Origin of the sequence: Glycomyces sp. NPDC049804 (genome assembly GCF_040674615.1) — a bacterium.
In the GTDB taxonomy this organism is placed as follows: domain Bacteria; phylum Actinomycetota; class Actinomycetes; order Mycobacteriales; family Micromonosporaceae; genus Glycomyces; species Glycomyces niveus.
Genome location: NZ_JBFAMQ010000011.1, coordinates 35,059 through 55,324, shown reverse-complemented (window position 1 = coordinate 55,324; position 20,266 = coordinate 35,059). Strand labels below are relative to the sequence as shown.

Sequence of the window (20,266 nt, the reverse complement as noted above, 5' to 3'; positions counted from 1 at the left end):
CGGCGGCACCCACCCGTGGCCCGCATGCGGCCGACACTGCGCCGACGACCCGAGCGGCACCGCCGCAACCGACCGCACCGAGCCGCGACGCGACGCGACCGTCCGCACCGCCCCGGCATCCCGGAGCACCGCACCTACCGCACCGCCCGCTCCGGAACGAACCCCTGCCCCGAAAGCCGCGACCCGAACCTGGTCGCCCGGCTCGAACCGCAGCCGGACACCGATCACCGCAGGACCCTCGAACCTCACCGACGACCGACCGCAACCCGCGAAACGCCGCCCGAGCCCGAGGCCGCGAGACGAATGGAGCCCCGGCCGCATGCGCGGCACCACGAAACCCAGCTGGGGCCAACAGTTCGCCTCCCGCATGCGCGGCGACAGCGGCATGAGCACCGCCGAATACGCGGTCGGCACCCTCGCCGCCGTCGCCTTCGCCGGCGTCCTCCTCAAAGTCCTCACCTCCGGCGCAGTCCAAGGCGCCCTGTCCGAACTCATCGAACGGGCCCTGTCATGAGGAGCCGCCGAGCCGCACCCAGGAACCGGACCAGACCCGACCCGCCTGCGCCGCCGGCCGTCGAACACCGCAGAGCCCCGGCGACAGCGCTCAAGCGCCGCGGCCGAGGCAAAGCGACACGCCGCAAGCCGACCCGCGACGCCGATCGCGTCGAACGCCGAGGACCCGAAAGCGGCTTCGTGACCGCCGAACTGGCAGCCGCCCTGCCCGCCGTGGTCGCCATGCTGGCACTCGGCCTCTGGGCCGTCTCCACGGTCGGGATGAAGGTCCGCGCGATCGACGCCGCCAACAGCGCGGCGATAGCCGCCGCCCGAGGCGAAGACCCGCAAGCGGTCGCGGCCGCCTACCTGCCCGACGGGGCCTCGGTCACGGTCACGACCGACGACACCGTGGCACGGGCCGCGGTCGCGGCCCCGGTCCGGCCGCTCGGCCCGCTCACGCCGCCGATGACGATCACCGCCGCCGCGGCCGCACCGATGGAACCGGGCCTGCCCCAATGAGAAAGGACAAGTGCGAGGCCCGAGCCCGAACTGCGGCGCAAGAGAGGAGCAGGAAGAGAGCACCCGCCGCTGCAGGGAAGGAACGAGGTTCGGCGACGGTCCTGGCGACCGGAGTGACAGCCGCGCTCTTGGCCGCGGCGGTGGCCTTCACGGCCCTCGGCCAAGCGAGCGCCGCCCGCCATCGGGCCCAGGGCGCGGCCGACGCCGGGGCGCTGGCCGGTGCCGCGCGGGTCCTGTTCGGCGAAGGCGAGGCGTGCGCGGCGGCGCAGGCGATGGTCGAGCGCTCTGAGGCCGAGTTCCGAGCATGCGAGGTGAGCGGACTCGAGGTGACGGTCCACGTCGAGGAGAACCCGAACGGCCTCCCCGGGGCCTTCGGCCCGGCCCGGGCGGTCTCCCGTGCAGGCCCGGTAGCCGTCGAATAGCGGCGCACCGCGTGTGGTGCCCAGGCGCCTGGGCACCACACGCGACGACGAAAGACCGGTCCCGGCGGCCTGGCCTTGGCCGCCGGGACCGAGAACGACACAGGTCTTCAGCTTCTCTATTGGTGTGCTGGTAGGCGGAGGGTGGGCACGGGGAGGGGAGGGGCCCGGAAGACCTCCGCCCGCGGCGGAGGAGAACGGCCGCCGGCCGGCCCCATCCCGCGCAGGAGGGGCGAGTCGGCGGTGCGGGGCAGTGCTTTCGGCCCATCCGCCCCCGCCGTTCGGTCGAGGCGACGTTGCCTGGTGGGGCATGTCGGCCACTCTCCGGTGTGTCCTTAGCCCTCGGGCGGGACTGGCGAGGCTTCGGCTGTCTAAACTCGCGCCATGGAGAAACACCGTTCTTCACCTGCCGCGGCGCCCGCGACCCGGTCGCCCGGCCGCCGCACGTACCTCATGTGCCGCCCCGCCTACTACGCCGTCGAGTACGCCATCAACCCTTGGATGGACACGACCGCCCCCGTCGACGCCGCGCTCGCCTGCGCCCAGTGGGAAGCCCTCGTCGACGCCTACACCGCCCTCGGCCACGAGGTCGTGCGCCTCGAGCCCGAGCCCGGCCTGCCCGACATGGTCTACGCCGCCAACGGCGCCTTCGTCGTCGACGGCATCGCCTACGGTGCGAGCTTCCGCTACCCCGAACGCCGCCCCGAGGCCGACGCCCACGAGAAGTGGTACCGCACCTCCGGCTGGAAGTACGCCGAGCCCGAATTCATCAACGAGGGCGAAGGCGACTTCACCTACCTGCCCGGCCGCGAGCTCATCCTCGCCGGCTGGGGCTTCCGCACCGACGCCCGCGCGCACGCCGAGGCCGCCGACGTCTTCGGCCGCCCCGTCGTCTCGCTGCGCCTGATCGACCCGAGCTACTACCACCTCGACACCGCGCTCGCGCCCCTCGACGACGACAACATCGCCTACTTCCCGGAGGCCTTCGCCCCCGGCAGCCGCCTCCTGCTCGAGCGGCTCTTCCCCGACGCGGTGATCGCCGACGCCGAGGACGCCGCCGGGTTCGGCCTGAACTTCGTGTCCGACGGTCGCAACGTCGTCGTCAACGCCGAGGCCGCCGGTTTCGCCCGCAAGCTCAACGACGCCGGGTACGAGACCGTCCCCGTCGACCTCTCCGAGCTCAAGAAGGGCGGCGGCTCAGTCAAGTGCTGCACCGCCGAACTGCGCCCGTAACCCCGTAGCACCGACCGAGGGCCGGTGCGCCAGCGAACGCTGGCGCCCGGCCCTCGGGCTTCGGGGGGGATCGGGTCTCAAGGATGCGGGCCGCGACCTGCCAGGGCGCGCGGGAGCCGCCCCGCCGCCCGCATCCCGGTCTCAGCAGGGATTGAGGGACATCGTGGTCTCGAGGCCGCTCGGCTGGAAGCCGGTCGGCCGGGGCGCGCGGGTCCGGGGGCCGTTGATCGCAGTGTCGTCGGCGACGGCGCGCACGGGCGGCGCCGGGCGCTCCTCGGCCGCCACGACCGGCGGCAGGAACGAACGCGGCGACGGCTGGCGCCGCTGCGCGGGCACCGCGGCCGAGGTGGTGAGGCGCGGGTCCGGGGCGGGGAACGGGCTCGTCGGGTGGCCGGCGCCGACAGGGAGCACGTCGGCCAAGGCGGTGCGCATCAGGGAGATCCGCTTGAGCGAGACGGTGTTCTCGGTCCGCGGCAGCGCGACCGTGTCCTCGTTGTGGTCCAGCGACACCGCGTCCTCGACCAGGCCGAGGTCGGCGAACGCCGAAGCGCTGCCGAGGCGGTCGGCGGCGGGCCGGGCGTCGGCCTTGGGACGGCGGAACGCGCGCGCCAGGAGCGCGTCGATGCGCCAGACCCGCTTGGCGTGCGTGGCGGGGAGCCAGAAGTGCCAGCGGTGCGGCTCGGTCGCGCCCGGTCCTTCGAGGACGGTGAAGTTGAGTTCGACGCCGGGTCCGGCCGGGTCGGCCGACCAGCGCAGGTTCTCGATCGCGGCGACGGGCGCGTCGAGGCAGAGGCGGACGCGGCCGAGGAGTCGCGACTGGCGGGTGACGACCATGCGCTCGCCGGTGAGCATCAGGACGTGGTCGCCGCTGCCGAGGCCGTCGGAGCCGACGCAGCGGCTCAGCAGGGACACCTGGTCTCCGGACCCGATGTTGCGTCGCAGGAGCGGGACGTGCCGGGCGAGTGCCGTCGAGGTCAGGCCCGCCTCGGCCGAACAGGCGAGCATCGTGCGGGAGAAAAGGTCCATCTGCTTGCACCCCACAGAAATCCGTGTGCGCCCGCAATTGCGACGCGCTCTCGGAAGGAGTAACGGCAATCCGCATATGCAAGTTACGGCTACGAGGTGGCCTTCCCCACAACTCACTCCTTCGGGCGAGCCGGATCGTCCAGCGAGGGTTCAGTCCTCGGGCGCGAGGCCGGTGTCGGGGCCGAGATCCTGCTGGTCAAGGGGCTCGAGTTCCAGTTCGGGCACGAGCGCCTCGCGGTTACGGGTCTCGCGGTCGGCTTCGACCTCGCCCCGGGTCTCGGCGTCGAGTGCCGCGTCGAGGTCGACGTCGGGCTGCTCCTGCGATTCGGCCTCGCTCCGGGCCTCGGCTTCGAGTTCGACGGCTCGGTCGAGTTTGAGGTCGAGCTCGATGTCGAGTCCGAGTTCGTCGAGGTCGATCGCGTCCCAGTCGCGGAGGTCCTCCCAGTCGCCGCTCCAGTGGTCGGGCCAGGCGGGCGACTCGTCGTCTCCAGTGCCGCCGGGCGTCTCGTCCTCGCCCGATTCCTCGGGCGGACACGGGCCGTCCTCTTCCTCGACCGGGACCAGCTGCGGCGGCGCGCTCTCAGGGACGCGTCCGTCGTCCGGTTCGCGCGGGGCGCCGCCCGCGTCGTCGGCCTCGCCGATCCGCTCGGCCTGCGGCTCGGCGGCCGGACTGATGGCGATCCGCGGTTCCGGGCCGGGGCCGAGCGGCCCGCCGTCCCCGCCCGCCACGCCTACAGGGTCGGGGGTCTCGGCTTCGATGACCACCGTCTGAGGTTCGTAGTCGAGCGGCTCGATGCCGTCGCCGCCGCCGTAGAGGTCCTTCGCGAAGGTCCAACCGATCAGCGAGAAGGCCGCCACGGTCCCGGCGCTCACGCCGACCATGGCGAACCAGATGCCCACCGGCCAGTGTCCCCCCTGGTCGCTGCCTTTGCCGCGCACCGCGCGCTCCTTCCCGCCACCCCCGTGCGACGAAACGGCCGTTCAGGACCGATGATGTCGATGGCTCGACCGATCACTACTGTGCGTCAGTCTCTCGTCCCGAATAGTAATGGGACGGCGGCTATGGCGCACACCACCCAAGACTTTGGGATGCTTGGATACACCGGAATACGAATATGAGGAGGCATCAATGGGCGACACACCGCGTCCTGCCAAGAAGACGGCCAAGAGCCGTCCGAAACCCGCCTCAGCGAACGAACCAGAGTTCGTGCAACTGCTGACTCCGGAGGGTCAGCGCGTCAAGCATCCCGACTACGACATCACCCTCACCGACGACGAGTACCGCGGCCTCTACCGCGACCTCGTCATCACCCGCGAACTGGACGCCCAGGGCACCGCCCTGCAGCGCCAGGGGCAGCTCGGCCTGTGGCCGAGCCTCCTCGGCCAGGAGGCCGCCCAGGTCGGCTCCGGCCGGGCCCTCAAACCGCAGGACACGGTCTTCCCGGCCTACCGGGAGCTCGGCGTCCAATGGTGCCGGGGGATCGACCTCATCTCGTCGTTCGCGCTCTTCCGCGGGACCGACCTCGGCGGCCGCGACGTGGCCGCCGACCGCTTCAACATGTACGCGATCGTCATCGCCTCGCAGACCCTCCACGCCGCCGGCTATGCCATGGGCGTGGCCATGGACGGCGCGGTCGGCAACGACGACGGCGAGGCCGTCGTGGTCTACCACGGCGACGGCGCCACCAGCGAAGGCGACTTCAACGAGGCGCTCATCTGGGCCGGGGTGTTCAACTCCCCGCTGGTGCTGTTCTGCCAGAACAACCAGTACGCGATCTCGGAGACGAACGCCCGCCAGTTCCGGCTGCCGCCGTACCGCCGCGCCGAGGGCTTCGGCGTCCCGGGCACCCTCGTGGACGGCAACGACGTCCTGGCCACCTACGCGGTCACCCAGGCCGCGCTCGACCGCGCCCGCCGCGGCGAGGGCCCCAGCCTCGTGGAGGCCTACACCTACCGGATGCAGCCCCACACCACGTCCGACGACGCCACGCGCTACCGCGACGAGGCCGAGCTGGACTTCTGGCGCGCGAAGGACCCGATCGTCCGCTACCGCAAGTGGCTCAGCGCCGAAGGCCTCGCCGACGAGTCCTACTTCGCCGCGGTCGACACCGAGGCCGGCGAGCAGGTCCGGGCGCTGCGCGCCCGCGTCATGGCGCTCACCGACCCGGAGGTGACCGAGATGTTCGACAACGTGTACGCCGAGATGCCCCCCGGCATCGCGGCCCAGCGGGCGGAGGCGGTCGAGTTCCAGGCCTCCCTCGAGGAAGGGAGCGACGTCCGATGACCACCATGTCCATGATCAAGGCCTTGAACGAAGGCCTGCGCCGCGTCCTGGAGGACCAGCCGAAGTCGCTCGTCATGGGCGAGGACGTGGGCCGCCTCGGCGGCGTCTTCCGCGTCACCGACGGCCTGCAGAAGGACTTCGGGTCCGACCGCATCATCGACACCCCGCTCGCCGAATCCGGCATCATCGGCACCGCGATCGGCCTCGCCCTGCGCGGCTACCGGCCGATCTGCGAGATCCAGTTCGACGGCTTCGTCTACCCCGCCTTCGACCAGCTGGTATCCCAGCTCGCGAAGATCCCCAACCGCTCCGGTGGGCGCGTGCGCCTGCCCGTGGTCGTGCGCATCCCCTACGGCGGCGGTATCGGCGCGATCGAGCACCACTCGGAATCCCCCGAGGCGTACTTCGCGCACACCGCCGGCCTCAAGGTGGTCACCTGCTCGAACCCGAACGACGCCTACTGGATGATCCAGCAGGCCGCCGCCGGGGACGACCCGGTGATCTTCTTCGAGCCCAAGCGCCGCTACCACTCCAAGGACGACGTCGACACCGAGAGCGCCGGCCTGGACCTGTACCGCGCCCGCACCCTCCGCGAGGGCCGCACCGCGACCCTCATCGCCTACGGCCCCACCGTGGACGTGGCGATGAACGCCGCCGCCGCGGCGGCCGAAGAGGGCCTCGACCTCGAGGTCATCGACCTGCGCTCGCTCTCCCCGATCGACTGGGAGCCGCTCTTCGCCTCCGTGCGCAAGACCGGCCGCGCCGTCGTCGTGCACGAAGCGCCCGGCAACATCGGCGTCGGCGCCGAGGTCGCCGCGCGCCTCTCCGAGGAGTGCTTCTACTCCCTGGAGTCCCCCGTCCTGCGGGTGACCGGCTATGACGTCCCTTATCCGGCGAGCCGCCTCGAAGACGACTACCTTCCGAACCTGGACCGGGTGCTCGACGCCGTCGACCGGTCGCTCGAGTACTGAGGAGCGGACATGGGTCAGAGGATCACGTTCAACCTGCCCGACCTCGGTGAGGGACTCACCGAGGGCGAAGTCGCCGCGTGGCTCGTGGAGCCGGGCGGCGAGGTCAAGCTCAACCAGCCGTTCGTGGAGGTCGAGACCGCCAAGGCCCTCGTCGAGGTGCCCAGCCCCTACGACGGGGTGCTCGCCGAGCACCACGCCGAAGCGGGCGAGACCATCGACGTCGGCAAGCCGCTCGCCAGCTTCGAGGTCGAAGGCGCCGAAGCGCCCCCGGCCGAGAAGAAGAAGGACGAGCGCACGCCGAACCTCGTCGGCTACGGCGCCCGCGAGGCCGGGTCGAAGCGCCGCAAGCGCCGCACCGGCGACGCCCCCGCGGCCGCCGCCGCGCCCGCCCCGGCGGCGCCCGCGCCCGTCGCACCGCCGGCCCCCGCACCGGCCCCGGCCGCGGCACCCGCCGCGTCCGGACCGGTGCTCGCCAAGCCCCCGGTGCGCAAGCTCGCCAAGGACCTCGGCGTCGACCTCGCGACGGTCGTCCCGACCGGCCCGAACGGCACGGTCTCCCGCGCCGACGTCGAAGCAGCCGTGGCCGCCCCGGCTGCGGCGGCCCCGGTGAAGATCACGGCGTCCGCGGAAGACCAGCGCATCCCCATCAAGGGCGTCCGCAAGCTCACCGCGCAGAACATGGTCGCCTCCGCGTTCACCGCCCCGCACGCCACGGTCTTCCTCACCTGCGACGTCACCGGCATGATGGAGACGGTCAAGGAGTTCAAGGCGCGCAAGGAGTTCGCCGACGTCAAGGTCACGCCGCTGCTGTTCGTGGCCAAGGCGGTCCTCCTGGCCGCCCGCCGCCACCCGATGATCAACGCCCAGTGGGACGAAGCGGCCCAGGAGATCGTCGTCAAGCACGACGTGAACCTCGGCATCGCCGCCGCCACCCCGCGCGGCCTGGTCGTCCCGAACGTCAAGGCCGCCCAGGACCTGACCCTGGTCGAACTCGCCGAGGCCCTCACCTCGCTGGCGCGCACCGCCCGCGAGGGGAAGACCACCCCGGCCGACATGGCCGGCGGCACCGTCTCGATCACCAACGTCGGCGTCTTCGGCATCGACACGGGCACCCCGATCCTCCCTCCGGGGGAGTCGGCGATCCTCGTGTTCGGCGCCGTCCGGCCGCAGCCGTGGGTGCACGAGGGCGAGATCGCCGTCCGCCAGGTGACCACCCTCGGACTGTCCTTCGACCACCGGCTCATCGACGGGGAACTGGGTTCGCAGTTCCTCGCCGACGTCGGCGCGTTCCTGCAGCATCCAGGGGAAACACTGCTCGCCTGGACGTGATCAAGGGCACCGACGAATCGTTGGCGGATCCCAGCATTCGGTGTTGTAATTGAGGCACGGAAACAACGAGGAAACATAACTTCGAAGCTTCCGACCGTCTCAGACAGCTGAGACCGCGAACTTTATCTCCTCCCATTGGTGCGGAGGACAGCGCCGAGTTCCCGCACCATTGAGACCCTCTCCAGGGGGTTCTCACACCGGCCGGGTGCCGCGATTGCCATGAGGGGTGGGCAACCGCTGGCACCCGGCCTTTTTCGCACCCTCCACTCCCGAGCGCCGCCTCCCCGCCCGCAAGGCCTTCCGGCTCCCGCTCAGTAACCCTGTCGAGTGATCGCAAGCGCCGCTGCGGTACCGTGTGACGCGTCTGGCGTGCCCCCAAGACGCCAGGCCGGAAGCAGCATTGAGGAGCAGCCGTGACCTCCGAGCAAGGCAACCCGCCTGAAAAGGGCGAGGGCAGCGAAGACCAGAACGCCGCCGAACCGGTCCCCGCGACCGACGCCGCGGCCCCGAGCCCCGAGCCGGCGAGCCCCGACGCGGGCGCCGCCCCCGAGGCCCCCGCTGCCGACGAGCGCCCGGCCGAACCCGCGCCGCAGGCCGAGGCCGCACCCGCCGAGGCCGCTCCGGCCGAACCCGCTCCTGCCGAGGCCGCTCCGGAACCCGAAGCGCCCCAGGACGAAGCCCCCGCTCCCGAGGCCCCCGCCGCGCCCTCGATCGACGAAGGCGTCACCGCCGCAGTCCCGACCTCCGCTCTCGCGGACGCCGAGATCCCGGCCGCCCCCGCCGCCGACGTCCCGGCCCCCGCGCCGGAACCCGAAGCGCCGCAGGCCGCTCCGCAGGCGCCCTCTGTGGATGAAGGCGCCACGCAGGCGATCCCGACCGCCGCCTCGATCAACATCGACATCCCGGCCGCTCCCGCCGCCGACACCGCGCCCGAGCAGGTCGCCCCCGCCGCCCCGGAACCGCCTGCCCCGCAGGCGTCGCCGTCGGGCGCGCAGTTCGATGAGGACGGCACGCAGATCCTGCGCCTCGGTCCCTCGCAGCCGTCCACCCCGGCCCCGGCGGCCCCGCCCGCCCCCGCCGCGGACCCGTACGAAGAGCACACGCAGGTGCTGCCGCCCCAAGGCGTCTCGGGCTTCAACGCCCCCGCGCCCTACGGCGAGCAGGCCCAGACGCCCTCTTCGGCATGGCCCTCGCCCCCGCCGAACCCGCTCGCCAACCAGGCCGCCCCGCAGCCGCCGGCGCCGAGCCCGGTCCAGTCGTCCGGCGCGGTCCCGCCCCCGCCGCCCCCCGCGGCCAACCCGTACGCGCAGCCGCAGTCGGCCTACCAGGCCCCGCCGCCTCCGGCCGCCCCGCTGCCGCCGACGCAGTCGGACGACACCCAGAAGCTCATCATCGGCGCGCACAACCCGCACAGCGAGCCGCCCGCGATGGCCCCGGGCTACGACCCGAACCAGGCCGCGCAGTCGCAGCCCGCGATGGGCGCGCAGTACTCGCAGCCGGGCATGCCGCCCGGGTCCGTGCCCCCGGGCTACGCGACCGGTCCGGTGCCCGAGCAGGGCGGCGGCAAGAAGAAGCTGCTGCCGATCCTGGCGATCGTGGCCGCGCTGGTCGTGGTCGCGGCCGGTGTGGGCGTGTACTTCCTGCTGTTCGCCGCGCCGAAGTTCGAAGAGAACGGCTGCGTCCGCCACACGAGCGGCGACCAGGCCGAGGCGATCGACTGCGCCGACGCCAAGGAGGGCGAGGACTACGAGATCGTCCAGAAGGTCGGCGACGGCCAGGAATGCGCCGACGCGGGCCGCGAGACCCTCACCGTCGGCGAGGACGTCTACTGCCTGACCCTCCTCGGCGCCCCCGCCGAAGGCGAAGGCGGCGGCGAACCGACCGACGACGAGTCTTAACCACAAACCACCCGATGGGCCGATAAAAGATGATAAATCCGGCCTAAAGGGACCCCTGGTTCAAAAATACCGGGTGGGTACGACATCGTTTCGGGCCGACGGGGTAACCCCGTCGGCCCGAAACGTAATGTGAGGCCGCTTCAAAATGGGCCGCCGTGCACGAAGCACGGACCGCTTGCGAGCTACGCTCGCCCGATGGCACAGCCCAGCAAGCAGTCCCGCGTCCGCGGCGCCGAGCTCGTCGGCCGCGGCTGGCTCAACACCGGTGGCCGTCGACTCGACCTCGAGAGCCTGCGCGGCAAAGTTGCGATTCTCGACTTCTGGACCTTCTGCTGCATCAACTGCCTCCATGTCCTCGATGAGCTCCGCCCGCTCGAGGAGAAGTACGGCGACGCCCTCGTCATCATCGGCGTCCACTCCCCGAAGTTCGAGCACGAGCGCGACCCGCAGGCCCTCGCCGCGGCCGTCGAGCGCTACGGCGTCGAGCACCCAGTCCTCGACGACCCCGACCTCAAGACCTGGGACGCCTACGCCGCCCGCGCCTGGCCCACCCTCGTCGTCCTCGACCCCGAGGGCTACGCGGTGTCCACCATGGCCGGTGAAGGCCACGTCGAGGCCCTCGACGCGATCATCGGCGACCTCGTCGCCACCCACACCGCCCGCGGCACCCTCGACCCCGAGGGCAGCCCGTACGTGGCCGCGCCGCCCGCCGAGACCGCGCTCCGCTTCCCCGGCAAGGCGATCGAGCTGCCGGGCGGGGACGTCCTGGTCTCCGACTCGGCCCGCCACCGCCTGGTCCGCTTGGCCCCCGATCTCGAGACCGTCGTGTCGGTGATCGGCACCGGGGAGCGCGGCCGCGCCGACGGGGCCGAGGCCCGGTTCAACGAACCGCAGGGCCTCGCGCTCCTCCCCGCCGAAGTCGCGGCCGAGGTCGGGTACGACCTCGTCGTCGCCGACACCGTGAACCACCTCCTGCGCGGGGTCCGCCTCGCCGACGGGGCCGTCACCACCGTCGCGGGGACCGGCAAGCAGTGGCGCATGGACAACGGGACCAGCGCCGCCCTCGAGGCGGACCTGTCCTCGCCCTGGGACCTCGCCTGGTTCGAGGGCAAGCTGGTCGTCGCCATGGCCGGCATCCACCAGCTCTGGTACTTCGACCCGCTCGCCGGCACCGCGGGCGTGTACGCGGGCACCACCGTCGAGAGCCTCAAGGACGGCCCGCTCGACCAGGTGTGGATGGCGCAGCCGTCCGGGCTCGCCGCCGCGGGCGACCGGCTCTGGCTCGTCGACTCCGAGACCTCCGCGCTCCGGTACGTCGAGGACGGCGCGATGCACACCGCTGTCGGCCAAGGCCTCTTCGACTTCGGGCATGTGGACGGCCCCGCCGCCGACGCCCTCATGCAGCACCCGCTCGGCCTCGCCGTGCTCCCCGACGGGCGGATCGCCGTCGCGGACACCTACAACGGCGCCCTCCGCGCCTACGACCCGGAGACCGCGACCGTCGCCACCCTCGCCGCGGGCCTCGCCGAGCCCAGCGACGTGATCGTCCTGGGCGGCAAGGTGTTCGTCGTCGAATCGGCCGCGCACCGCCTCACCGCGCCCGACCTCGGTGCAGCCGCCGTCTCCGGGCAGCACCACCGCGTCACCCGCAAGCGCACGAAGGTCGCGCCCGGCGCGCTGCGCCTCGAGGTCCTCTTCGAGCCGGCCGCGGGCCAGAAGCTCGACTACACCTTCGGCTCCCCGATCCAGGTCAGCGTCTCGGCCGACCCGCCCCAGCTCCTCGCCGAGGGCGCGGGCAAGGGCGAGGAGCTCGGCCGCGACCTCGTGCTCGCGGCTGGGCTGGGGCAGGGCGTCCTGCAGGTCGTCGCCCAAGCGGCGACGTGCGACGCCGAGGCGGCGCACCCCGCGTGCCACCTCACCCGACAGGACTGGGGCATCCCGATCGAGATCGCCGAGGACGGCGTCTCGACGCTGCGGCTGGTGCTGCGCGACTAGCCCCGAACTCGTGTGATCTCCTGCGGCACAGGTATTTCACCTGCGCGTCGCGTGTCATGGATCCGCACGGTCCTCATTGCGCATTACGTTGTTCGGATCGCACTGAAGCACGTCCTATCAGGGAGGAAACCGCTGTGACCTTGGCGCCGGTGGAAGAACGCTACTCCGACCACGAGCACTGGCTGGTGCTCAACGCCGCCGATCAGATCGTCACCGTGGGCAAGCTGCTCGAGCAGCAGGTCCGCACCCTCGAGTACCTCACCCCGGAGTACGCCGGCAGCCTCGCCGACTTCGAGCCCGACCTCACTCGCCTGAACGGCTAGCCCGAGCGGGCCGTCCGGCCGAATCCCGCGGGCTCGCCGCGGAGTAACGTCGGCCCGGACGCGAGAGGCGCGTCCCTCCGCCGGCGGCCCGCAGCGGCCGCGGACGGGGCCGGCAAGCCCGACGCGCGAAGGGCCGTCCCGGCGCCGGCGCATCCCGCAGGGGCGCGCCGCGAACGGGCACTCAACGGGCACTGAGCGGCACCTGGCATCACCGCGCCGGGACGGCTCCCTCCGCGCCGCTACGCTGAAAGCGAAGTCGCGCCCCAGCGGCGCGGCCGCGTCGCACCGCGCTGATACCGTCGATGAGTGGAATCTTTCGAGCGGCCTTTCGGCGACGAGAACGGCCCCGTCCAAGCCCCGATGCACCCAGCCTGGATCCGCATCATGCCGTGCAGTATCGAGCTGTTCCGCACTGTCCCCTCCGTGAACCCGTTCCCCGCGAGCTGGTGGGCCGACGCCTTCCCCGAGGACGACATTTGGAACGAGCCCGTCTGGTGCGACCCGGGCGACGTGGACGACTGGATCGCCGAGGCCTCCGAGCACCACCTGGGCGCGTCTCAGGAGGTCATCGAGAAGGAGGCCCGCGAGGAGTACGACCGGGCCACCGCCGAGCGCAGCGAGCGCATCGACACCTTCACCACCCACTGCCGCCGCGCCGGCCTGCCCGTGCCGCACACCGTGCGCGACCTCCTGGAGTTCCTGCTCGCCCTGGGCCTGTACCGCTCCGAGATGCGCGACGGGAAGCTCTACGTCGCGCCCATGCTCTACATCAACCCGTTCGACGTGCTCGCCTTCGACAAGGTCGAGGCCATCGAGGAGGCCGCCGACCAGCGCGGCGACCTCGAGGAGCTGACGGCGATCGCGATCCGCCGGGTCGGGGGGATCGAGTACGAGTTCGACGACGAGGGCCGCTTCACGCTGCCCGGCGGCGCGAAGTCGGCCACCGTGCAGGTGAGCCTGGCCGCGCTCGCCGAGGACGCGGGCGTCCCGGCCCCGGTGATCCGGGGGATGCTCATGGAGCTCGCCGAGGACGGGGACGTGGCCGGGTCGGTCGACCTGGGCCAGGTCGGGATCGCGGAGGAGTTCACGCTCACCGCCTCCGACGACCTGCTCGGCGGCTACCCGAACGACGAGCTGCTGCCGCCCGAGCACGCCTGAGTCGTCCCTGTTGTCCGGTCCGCTCTGAACGGCGACTGGACGGATGCGACGCGGACCGCATTCCATTCACGCTCAGTTCACCTTCGCGTTCACCTGCGTGCACCTCGATGGCGTTCCATGAGGGCAGGACACGTTAACGGCGGTTGACATTCGGTGATTGGAGTTCGCGTGACCGTGAACGAGACTGGTACCCGCGCCCAGGCCCCCATCGCGGGCCTCGCCCCGCAGGGCCGCACGGGTGCCCCGACGCAGACCGAGACGGTCATCGACCTCAAGGGCGTCGACATCCACTACGGGCGCGTCCACGCCGTCCGCGACGTGTCGCTGCCGGTGGCGCGCAACCAGATCACCGCGATGATCGGCCCGTCGGGCTGCGGCAAGTCGACGGTGCTGCGGTCGATCAACCGCATGAACGACCTCATCCCGGGCGCGAAGGTCTCCGGGTCCATCTCCTTCCACGGCCAGGACATCTACGGTTCGGGCGTCGACCCGATCGCGGTGCGCCGCCACATCGGCATGGTCTTCCAGAAGGCGAACCCGTTCCCGAAGTCGATCTTCGACAACGTCGCCTACGGCCTGCGCATCAACGGCATGAAGGACAACCTGGCCGACCGCGTCGAGCAGGCGCTCCGCGGCGCCGCGCTGTGGGACGAGGTCAAGGACAACCTCAAGAAGAGCGCCCTGGCCCTCTCGGGCGGCCAGCAGCAGCGCCTGTGCATCGCCCGCGCGATCGCCGTGCAGCCGGAGGTCCTGCTCATGGACGAGCCGTGCTCGGCGCTCGACCCGATCGCGACCGCGCGCATCGAGGAGCTCATGACCGAGCTGGTGCGCGACTACACGATCGTGATCGTCACGCACAACATGCAGCAGGCGGCGCGCGTCTCCGACGCGACGGCGTTCTTCTCGGCGGCGGTCGACGACGCGGGCGAGCGGTACGGATTCCTCGTCGAGTTCGACGAGACGCAGCGCCTGTTCTCCAACCCGTCCGACTCGCGCACCGAGGACTACATCACCGGCCGCTTCGGCTAGGGCGGCAATGGGCTTACGGCGGCGCGGTCGAGGGGTCCGCGCCGCCGTTCCCGTGCCCGGAGCCAGGCATACGAAGAGGGGGCGGCCGTCAGGCCGCCCCCCTCGTGCGGTGCTAGAGGTCGTCGCCGCAGACGAAGCCGTGGGTGCGGCCCTCCATGTCGGTGACCGCCCAGTACCAGTCGCTGACGCATTCGCCGCCCTGGGCGGCCTTGTCGTCGTCGCTCATGTCGGCGACGGGCTCGTCGAGCATGATCGTGTCGACGACGGTGTAGAGCGCGAGGTCGGAGCCGCAGTCGATGCTCCACCAGCTGTCGCTGTCGTCGAAGCAGTCGCCCACGTCGGGCATGACCGGCAGGTGCGCGGGTTCGGCCGGGTCGGGGTTGCCGACGGCCTGGAGGCAGTACAGCGAGTCGAGCTTGCCGGAGGAGTAGACGTAGTCCCACTTCGTCCAGGCCTCGCCGAGGACGTTGGTGCCCCAGGTGTCGCCGCACATCGCGTAGACGGGGGCGGCGTCGGCGAGGTTGCCCTCCTCGTCGACGGCGATGTCGGCGGCGTCGTAGGTCTGGGCGGTGATCTCCCAGAACGCGTCGGCGCTGCCGCAGTCGACGAGGGGGCCGAGGCCGCTGCCGTCGACCTCCGACTCGTAGGGGAGGCACTGGCCGACTTCGGAGTCGGTCTCCTCGGCGGGCGTGGTCGCCTCGTCGTCGGGCGTGTTCTCGTTCTCGGAGGCGGACGCGGAGGTGTCCTCGCCGCCTTCGGCGGTGTCCTTCTCATTGCCCTTGATGTTCATGGTGACGAGCAGGACGGCGCCGAGCACGAGGACGGTGGCGCCGACGACGATGCCGCCGATGAGGCCGAGGTTCCGCTTGGGCGGTTCGGGCGGGAGGGCCGGGCCGCCGTAGGGGCTCCCGGATTCCTGGCCGTAGGGGGGCTGCCCTCCGCCGCCGTAGGGCGGCTGCTGTCCGCCGCCTGCGCCGTAGGCCGGCTGCTGGGGCTGGCCGCCGTAAGGGTTCTGGCCGCCGCCGTACGGCGACTGGTATCCGTAGCCGGGGGTTTGCGGCTGCTCCGGCGGGGGACCGTAATTCGGAGGGACAGTCATGTCAGCCACGCTATAGGGGCTTGTCAACGTTCCGGCGATCCGGGGTCGGCTCCGAGTAAGGAATGTCGCAGCTCAGCGGGGACGCGTGTGCGCGAACGCCCCCGCCCGTGCCCGGGTGCGAGGCAACGCACCGCGCATCGGGTTCGGGCCCGGGCGTGGCGGCCGGTGCCCGCCCGCCCGAATCAGCGGCTCAAAGAGTGTCCGGAAGGACGACCACGCGTTCGACCGTGTAGTCCTCCATGGCCGACCGCACGCCTTCGCGGCCCACGCCGGAGCCTTTGACGCCGCCGTAGGGCATCTGTTCGGCCCGGAACGAGGGCACGTCGCCGATGATGACGCCGCCGACGTCGAGGGTGCGGTGGGCGAGCATCGCCTGCGGCAGGCTCTCGGTGAAGACCCCGGCCTGGAGCCCGTACCGGGAGTCGTTGATCGCGGCGAGCCCGGTCTCGAAGCCGTCGACGCTCGCGAGGACGAGCACGGGCCCGAACACCTCCTCGCGCAGGACCTTCGCGTCGGGGCGGACGTTGGCGAGCACGGTCGGCTCGATGAGGGAGCCTTCGCGCGGGGCGCCGCCGCACAGGACCTTCGCGCCCTCGTCGACGGCCTCTTCGATCCAGGCCTCGACCCGCGCGGCGGCGTCGGCGCTGATGAGCGGCCCGACCTTGCACGACGGGTCGTTCGGGTCGCCCGAGGGCAGGGCCTTGACCTGCTCGGTGATGCGGGCGGCCATGTCGGCGTAGGCGGGCGCCTCGATGAAGACGCGCTGCACGGCGATGCAGGACTGCCCGGCCTGGTAGTTGCCGAACATCGCGATCCGCTCGGCCGCCCAGTCCCGCTTGGGGTAGTCGGCGCTGACGAGGACGGCGGCGTTCCCGCCGAGTTCGAGCGTCACGTGCTTGTCGGGGATGCGGCGCAGGATCTGCTTGCCCACCGGCCCGGAGCCGGTGAAGGAGACGACGGGCAGGCGCGGGTCGTCCACGAGCTGGTCGGCGCGGTGGTCGGGCACCGGCAGGACCGAGAGCATCGCGGGCGGCAGGTCCGTCTCGGAGAACAGGGCGCCGAGGTGGAGCGCCGAGAGCGGGGTCGCCGGGGCCGGTTTGACGACGATCGGGCAGCCCGCCGCGATCGCGGGCCCGACCTTGTGCGCCACGAGGTTCAGCGGGAAGTTGAACGGGGAGATGCCGAGCACGGGCCCGCGCGGGAAGCGCCGCACCAGCGCCAGGCGGCCTTCGGCGGTCGGGTCCGTGTCGAGCCGCTGCACGTCGCCGACGAACCGCCGGGCCTCCTCGGCCGCCCACCGGAACGTCGAGACGGCGCGCCGCACCTCGACGCGCGACCACGCGATGGGCTTGCCCGATTCGGCGGTGATGAGCTCGGCGCACGTCTCGGCCTCCTCGTCGAGGCGGCGGCGCACGTGCTCGAGGGCCTCGGCCCGGACGTGCGCGGGCAGGGCCGCGCATTCGCGGGCGGCTCCCGAGGCGGCGGCGACGGCGGCCTCCACCTGCCCGGCGGTCGCCCACGAGGTGGCGCCCACAGGGGACTCGTCATAGGGGTGGGTGACGAAGAACTCCTCCTCGCCGTGCTGCGGACGGCCTGCCACCCAAATCGGCGAAACGGGACGGAGACGTTGCGACATGCTTCCAGCCTACGGGTTCGAGCGCGTGCGGCGCTGCGGTTGGGGCGTGCCGATCCGATCGCCGCCGGGCGCGGCGCGAAACCGGAAGGGCCTGAGACGGGTCCGGTCGCGCCCGCGCGCCCGCGCGTGTTTTCCCGGGTGGAGGCTTCGCAACCCGGGTGCGCTCATTTGCCCGCTCAAGGCATGATGAGGGCATGAGTGAACAGCAATCAGGTGCGGGGTATCCGCAGCAGCCGACCTCCGGTCAGCCCCAACAGCAGGCGTACCCTCAGGCGCCCTACGCCTCGCCGCAGGCGCAGTACCAGGCCCAGCAGCAGTACGCGGCGTACGCTCCCCCGGCCCCGTCGCTGTTCGACAAGCTCGGCGTGCCCTCCATGCCCGCGATCCTGGGCCTGTGCGGCCTCGGCGCGCTGGTCCTCGCCGGTCTCATCGCCGGCACGAGCGACGGCACCGAGCTGCAGGTCGACGTGGCCGGCCACCTGTTCGGCCTCCCGTCGATCCTGACGGGCGTGATCGTCATGTTCGCGCTGACGCTGTTCGCCGGAGAGAAGCTGCGGACCCTTTGGAAGGCCCTGACGGTCGCGGGCGCGGGCCTGTTCCTCGCCGGCTTCCTGTACGACCTGCTGTCGCTGCCGGACGGCGACGCCGGCTCGGACGCCTCGGCCTGGATCGGCGCGCTGCTCCTGGTGGCCGCGTACGGCCTGTTCGCCGCCGGCGCGGTGATGGTCCCCGGCTCGGCCGCCACCGCGCAGCCCGCCGCCCCGGCGCCGCAGGGCTACCCGACCGGGCAGCAGCCCGCGGCCCCACAGGCGGCCCCGCAGGCGCCCCCGGCGACCCAGCAGAACCCGTGGCCCCAGGCGCCCCAGTAGGGACCGCCGCCGAAGGCAGCCGAAGAGGCGGCGCGACTCAGGTCGCGCCGCCTCTTCGTGTTCTGCTGGTTGGCTTTTGCATCCCGAAGTGGTGCATTCCGAATGATCGGTACCGGTACCCGAGGTCTTTGCTCCAGCGCCTCGCGCCCGCTCGTGGGGGAGCGGACCTCTGGCCGCGGCGCAGGGTCCGCTAGGGACGTCTGCGCTCACTGGCTGAGCTCACACTGGATGTGGAGATTGCGGTATCGGTCGGGAGGGCCCGCCCGGTCGGCTCACGGAGCCGTCCGGCTAACTGCTTCTTTGGCGGGAGCCAGTCATCTTCACGGAGCTCTTCGTCGTCTCCGTCGTACCGATCGGCGTAAGCGGCGTAAGGGTCCGATTCCTCTTCAGGAGTCTCAATGTCGACCTCGTCCTGACGACCGCCGCCGAGTTCGCGCTCGAGCGCTCGGATGTCGGTGTTCGGAGTGTGGTACTTGAGCTTCCGGGCCACTTTGGTCTGCTTCGCCTTAGCTCGGCCTCGCCCCATGTTGGCTCGACCCCCTCGCACAGAAATCATCGGGGCAGCCGATAAGGTGCCCCGGAATGCTTGCAATCTCTTCGTGGCTCCTACGGTACAGCCTTGGGGCGCAGGACTGCATCCCGGCCCATGAGTTGGATGCCACAGATTACCGGCGATGACCACCAGACGGGGACGAACAACCGCCCCAAACGTGAGCCGTGTTCTCACTTTGCGGAGCGGCGCCACGACTGGCGGTGACCGGTGGCGCCCCCCGGCGCGCACGTCCGCGCACCGGGGGACGCGCGCCGTCAGCGGAACAGGCGCACCCGCTGGAGCCGGCCGACGGCGGCCATCCGCTCCTCGGCGATGGCGTCCGCGGCGGCGACCGGGGTCGTGCCCTCGCCCTTGGCCCGCTCGAGGATGCGCGAGGTGGTCGCGAAGATCCCGGCGGTGCGCCGCTCGGCCCGCTTGAAGTCGAACGCGCCGTCGTACTCGTCGGCGACCTGGATGACCCCGCCCGAGTTCACCACGTAGTCGGGGCAGTAGAGGATCCCGGCCCGCTCGAGCTCGGCCGCGACGCCCGGTTCGGCCAGCTGGTTGTTCGCGGCGCCGCACACGATCTCGGCGTCGAGGGTCTTGAGCGTCTGCTCGTTGAGGACGCCGCCGAGCGCGCAGGGCGCGTACACGTGGATGCCCGAGGCGATGAGCTCGTCGGCGCCGGCGACGATCCGCACCTGCGGGTGGTTCGCCCTCGCCCAGTCGATCGCGGCCTGGTTCACGTCGCAGGCGACGACCTCGGCCCCGGCCTCGAGCAGGTGCGGGATGAGGTGGCGCCCGACCTTGCCGAGCCCGGCCACGCCGACCGTGCGGCCCGCGAGGTCCACTGCGCCCCAGCGGTGCAGGGCCGCGGCGCGCATCCCCTGGAACACGCCGAACGCGGTGAGGATCGAGGAGTCCCCGGCCCCGCCCGCCTCCGGGCTGCGCCCGCTCACGTGGCGCGTCTCGCGGGCGACGTGGTCCATGTCCTCGACGTACGTGCCGACGTCGCAGGCGGTCACGTACCGCCCGCCCAGCGACTCCACGAAGCGGCCGTAGGCGCGCAGCAGCGCCTCGTTCTTGTCGACGGCCGGGTCGCCCCAGATGACGGCCTTGCCGCCGCCGTGGTCGAGCCCGGCGATCGCGTTCTTGTAGGCCATGCCCTCGGAGAGGTGCAGGACGTCGTTGAGGGCGTCCTCCTCGGAGGCGTAGGGGTAGAAGCGGGTACCGCCGAGGGCCGGGCCGAGGGCGGTGGAGTAGATCGCGATGATCGCGCGCAGCCCCGAATCGGGGTCGTGGCAGAACACGACCTGCTCGTGGCCGCTGCCGTCGAAGATGCTCATGGCTTGCTCTCCAGTTCGTTTCGCGGGGGTGCCCTGCGCCGCCGTCGCTGCGGGAACCTCCCAGGGGGCGGCCGGGTCTCGGCCGACACTCTCGATGTAGCGCGG

General features: G+C 71.9%; 18 protein-coding genes and 1 pseudogene. 13 read left to right on the top strand and 6 right to left on the bottom strand.

Annotation, left to right across the window (positions count from 1 at the left end; genetic code table 11):
* The first annotated feature begins 319 nt into the window (after positions 1–319).
* From AB0K52_RS17750 to ddaH, 4 genes are all read left to right on the top strand, one after another.
* Positions 320–514 (top strand): DUF4244 domain-containing protein, encoded by a 195-nt coding sequence (locus AB0K52_RS17750; RefSeq protein WP_363533152.1) that lies wholly within the window; start codon positions 320–322, stop codon positions 512–514.
* Between the two features lie 179 nt (positions 515–693).
* Positions 694–1,014, top strand: a complete 321-nt coding sequence (locus AB0K52_RS17745; protein ID WP_363533149.1) for a TadE family type IV pilus minor pilin — start codon at positions 694–696, stop codon at positions 1,012–1,014.
* Positions 1,011–1,436: an Rv3654c family TadE-like protein gene (locus AB0K52_RS17740; RefSeq protein WP_363533146.1), complete on the top strand. Its 426-nt coding sequence runs from the start codon at positions 1,011–1,013 to the stop codon at positions 1,434–1,436. Before AB0K52_RS17745 ends, AB0K52_RS17740 begins: the two co-directional genes overlap by 4 nt.
* 381 nt (positions 1,437–1,817) lie before the next feature.
* Complete coding sequence (gene ddaH, locus AB0K52_RS17735) at positions 1,818–2,666, top strand: dimethylargininase (protein ID WP_363533143.1); 849 nt, start codon at positions 1,818–1,820, stop codon at positions 2,664–2,666.
* 141 nt (positions 2,667–2,807) lie between these two features.
* On the opposite strand, the gene AB0K52_RS17730 is transcribed toward ddaH, so the two are convergent.
* Positions 2,808–3,692, bottom strand: coding sequence for a hypothetical protein (locus tag AB0K52_RS17730; protein WP_363533140.1), 885 nt, complete (start codon positions 3,690–3,692; stop codon positions 2,808–2,810).
* 150 nt (positions 3,693–3,842) lie between these two features.
* Entirely contained in the window at positions 3,843–4,631 is a 789-nt protein-coding gene (locus AB0K52_RS17725; RefSeq protein ID WP_363533137.1) for a hypothetical protein, read from the bottom strand.
* Between the two features lie 190 nt (positions 4,632–4,821).
* On the opposite strand from AB0K52_RS17725, the gene AB0K52_RS17720 reads away from it, so the two are divergent.
* The 8 genes from AB0K52_RS17720 to pstB all read left to right on the top strand — a co-directional run bounded on the left by AB0K52_RS17720 (position 4,822) and on the right by pstB (position 14,679).
* On the top strand, positions 4,822–5,976 hold the full coding sequence (locus AB0K52_RS17720) for a thiamine pyrophosphate-dependent dehydrogenase E1 component subunit alpha (RefSeq protein ID WP_363533134.1): 1,155 nt from the start codon (positions 4,822–4,824) through the stop codon (positions 5,974–5,976).
* The gene (locus AB0K52_RS17715; protein WP_363533131.1) at positions 5,973–6,947 is read left to right on the top strand and encodes an alpha-ketoacid dehydrogenase subunit beta; all 975 of its coding nucleotides are present in this window, start codon (positions 5,973–5,975) and stop codon (positions 6,945–6,947) included. Before AB0K52_RS17720 ends, AB0K52_RS17715 begins: the two co-directional genes overlap by 4 nt.
* A 9-nt stretch (positions 6,948–6,956) precedes the next feature.
* Positions 6,957–8,276, top strand: coding sequence for a dihydrolipoamide acetyltransferase family protein (locus AB0K52_RS17710; RefSeq protein WP_363533128.1), 1,320 nt, complete (start codon positions 6,957–6,959; stop codon positions 8,274–8,276).
* 413 nt (positions 8,277–8,689) lie between these two features.
* Positions 8,690–10,174, top strand: coding sequence for a hypothetical protein (locus AB0K52_RS17705; protein ID WP_363533126.1), 1,485 nt, complete (start codon positions 8,690–8,692; stop codon positions 10,172–10,174).
* A 195-nt stretch (positions 10,175–10,369) separates the two neighbouring features.
* Positions 10,370–12,169: an NHL domain-containing thioredoxin family protein gene (locus tag AB0K52_RS17700; protein ID WP_363533123.1), complete on the top strand. Its 1,800-nt coding sequence runs from the start codon at positions 10,370–10,372 to the stop codon at positions 12,167–12,169.
* 134 nt (positions 12,170–12,303) lie between these two features.
* Positions 12,304–12,492, top strand: a complete 189-nt coding sequence (locus AB0K52_RS17695; RefSeq protein WP_363533121.1) for a hypothetical protein — start codon at positions 12,304–12,306, stop codon at positions 12,490–12,492.
* 306 nt (positions 12,493–12,798) lie between these two features.
* On the top strand, positions 12,799–13,650 hold the full coding sequence (locus AB0K52_RS17690; protein ID WP_363533118.1) for a DUF6042 family protein: 852 nt from the start codon (positions 12,799–12,801) through the stop codon (positions 13,648–13,650).
* Positions 13,651–13,857: 207 nt separating this feature from the next.
* Positions 13,858–14,679, top strand: coding sequence for a phosphate ABC transporter ATP-binding protein PstB (gene pstB / locus AB0K52_RS17685; protein ID WP_363533469.1), 822 nt, complete (start codon positions 13,858–13,860; stop codon positions 14,677–14,679).
* Between the two features lie 112 nt (positions 14,680–14,791).
* Here pstB and AB0K52_RS17680 read toward each other — a convergent pair whose 3' ends face one another.
* Positions 14,792–15,778: a hypothetical protein gene (locus AB0K52_RS17680; RefSeq protein WP_363533115.1), complete on the bottom strand. Its 987-nt coding sequence runs from the start codon at positions 15,776–15,778 to the stop codon at positions 14,792–14,794.
* A 190-nt stretch (positions 15,779–15,968) separates the two neighbouring features.
* Positions 15,969–17,414 (bottom strand): aldehyde dehydrogenase family protein, encoded by a 1,446-nt coding sequence (locus AB0K52_RS17675; RefSeq protein WP_363533113.1) that lies wholly within the window; start codon positions 17,412–17,414, stop codon positions 15,969–15,971.
* A gap of 194 nt (positions 17,415–17,608) precedes the next feature.
* On the opposite strand from AB0K52_RS17675, the gene AB0K52_RS17670 reads away from it, so the two are divergent.
* Positions 17,609–18,283: a hypothetical protein gene (locus AB0K52_RS17670; RefSeq protein WP_363533110.1), complete on the top strand. Its 675-nt coding sequence runs from the start codon at positions 17,609–17,611 to the stop codon at positions 18,281–18,283.
* Positions 18,284–18,635: 352 nt separating this feature from the next.
* Here AB0K52_RS17670 and AB0K52_RS17665 read toward each other — a convergent pair.
* Together AB0K52_RS17665 and AB0K52_RS17660 are read right to left on the bottom strand one after the other, a co-directional pair.
* Positions 18,636–18,809, bottom strand: a pseudogene (locus AB0K52_RS17665) (DUF3073 domain-containing protein); the annotation flags it as partial.
* Positions 18,810–19,090: 281 nt separating this feature from the next.
* Positions 19,091–20,161 (bottom strand): Glu/Leu/Phe/Val dehydrogenase dimerization domain-containing protein, encoded by a 1,071-nt coding sequence (locus AB0K52_RS17660; RefSeq protein WP_363533107.1) that lies wholly within the window; start codon positions 20,159–20,161, stop codon positions 19,091–19,093.
* Positions 20,162–20,266 lie beyond the last annotated feature (105 nt).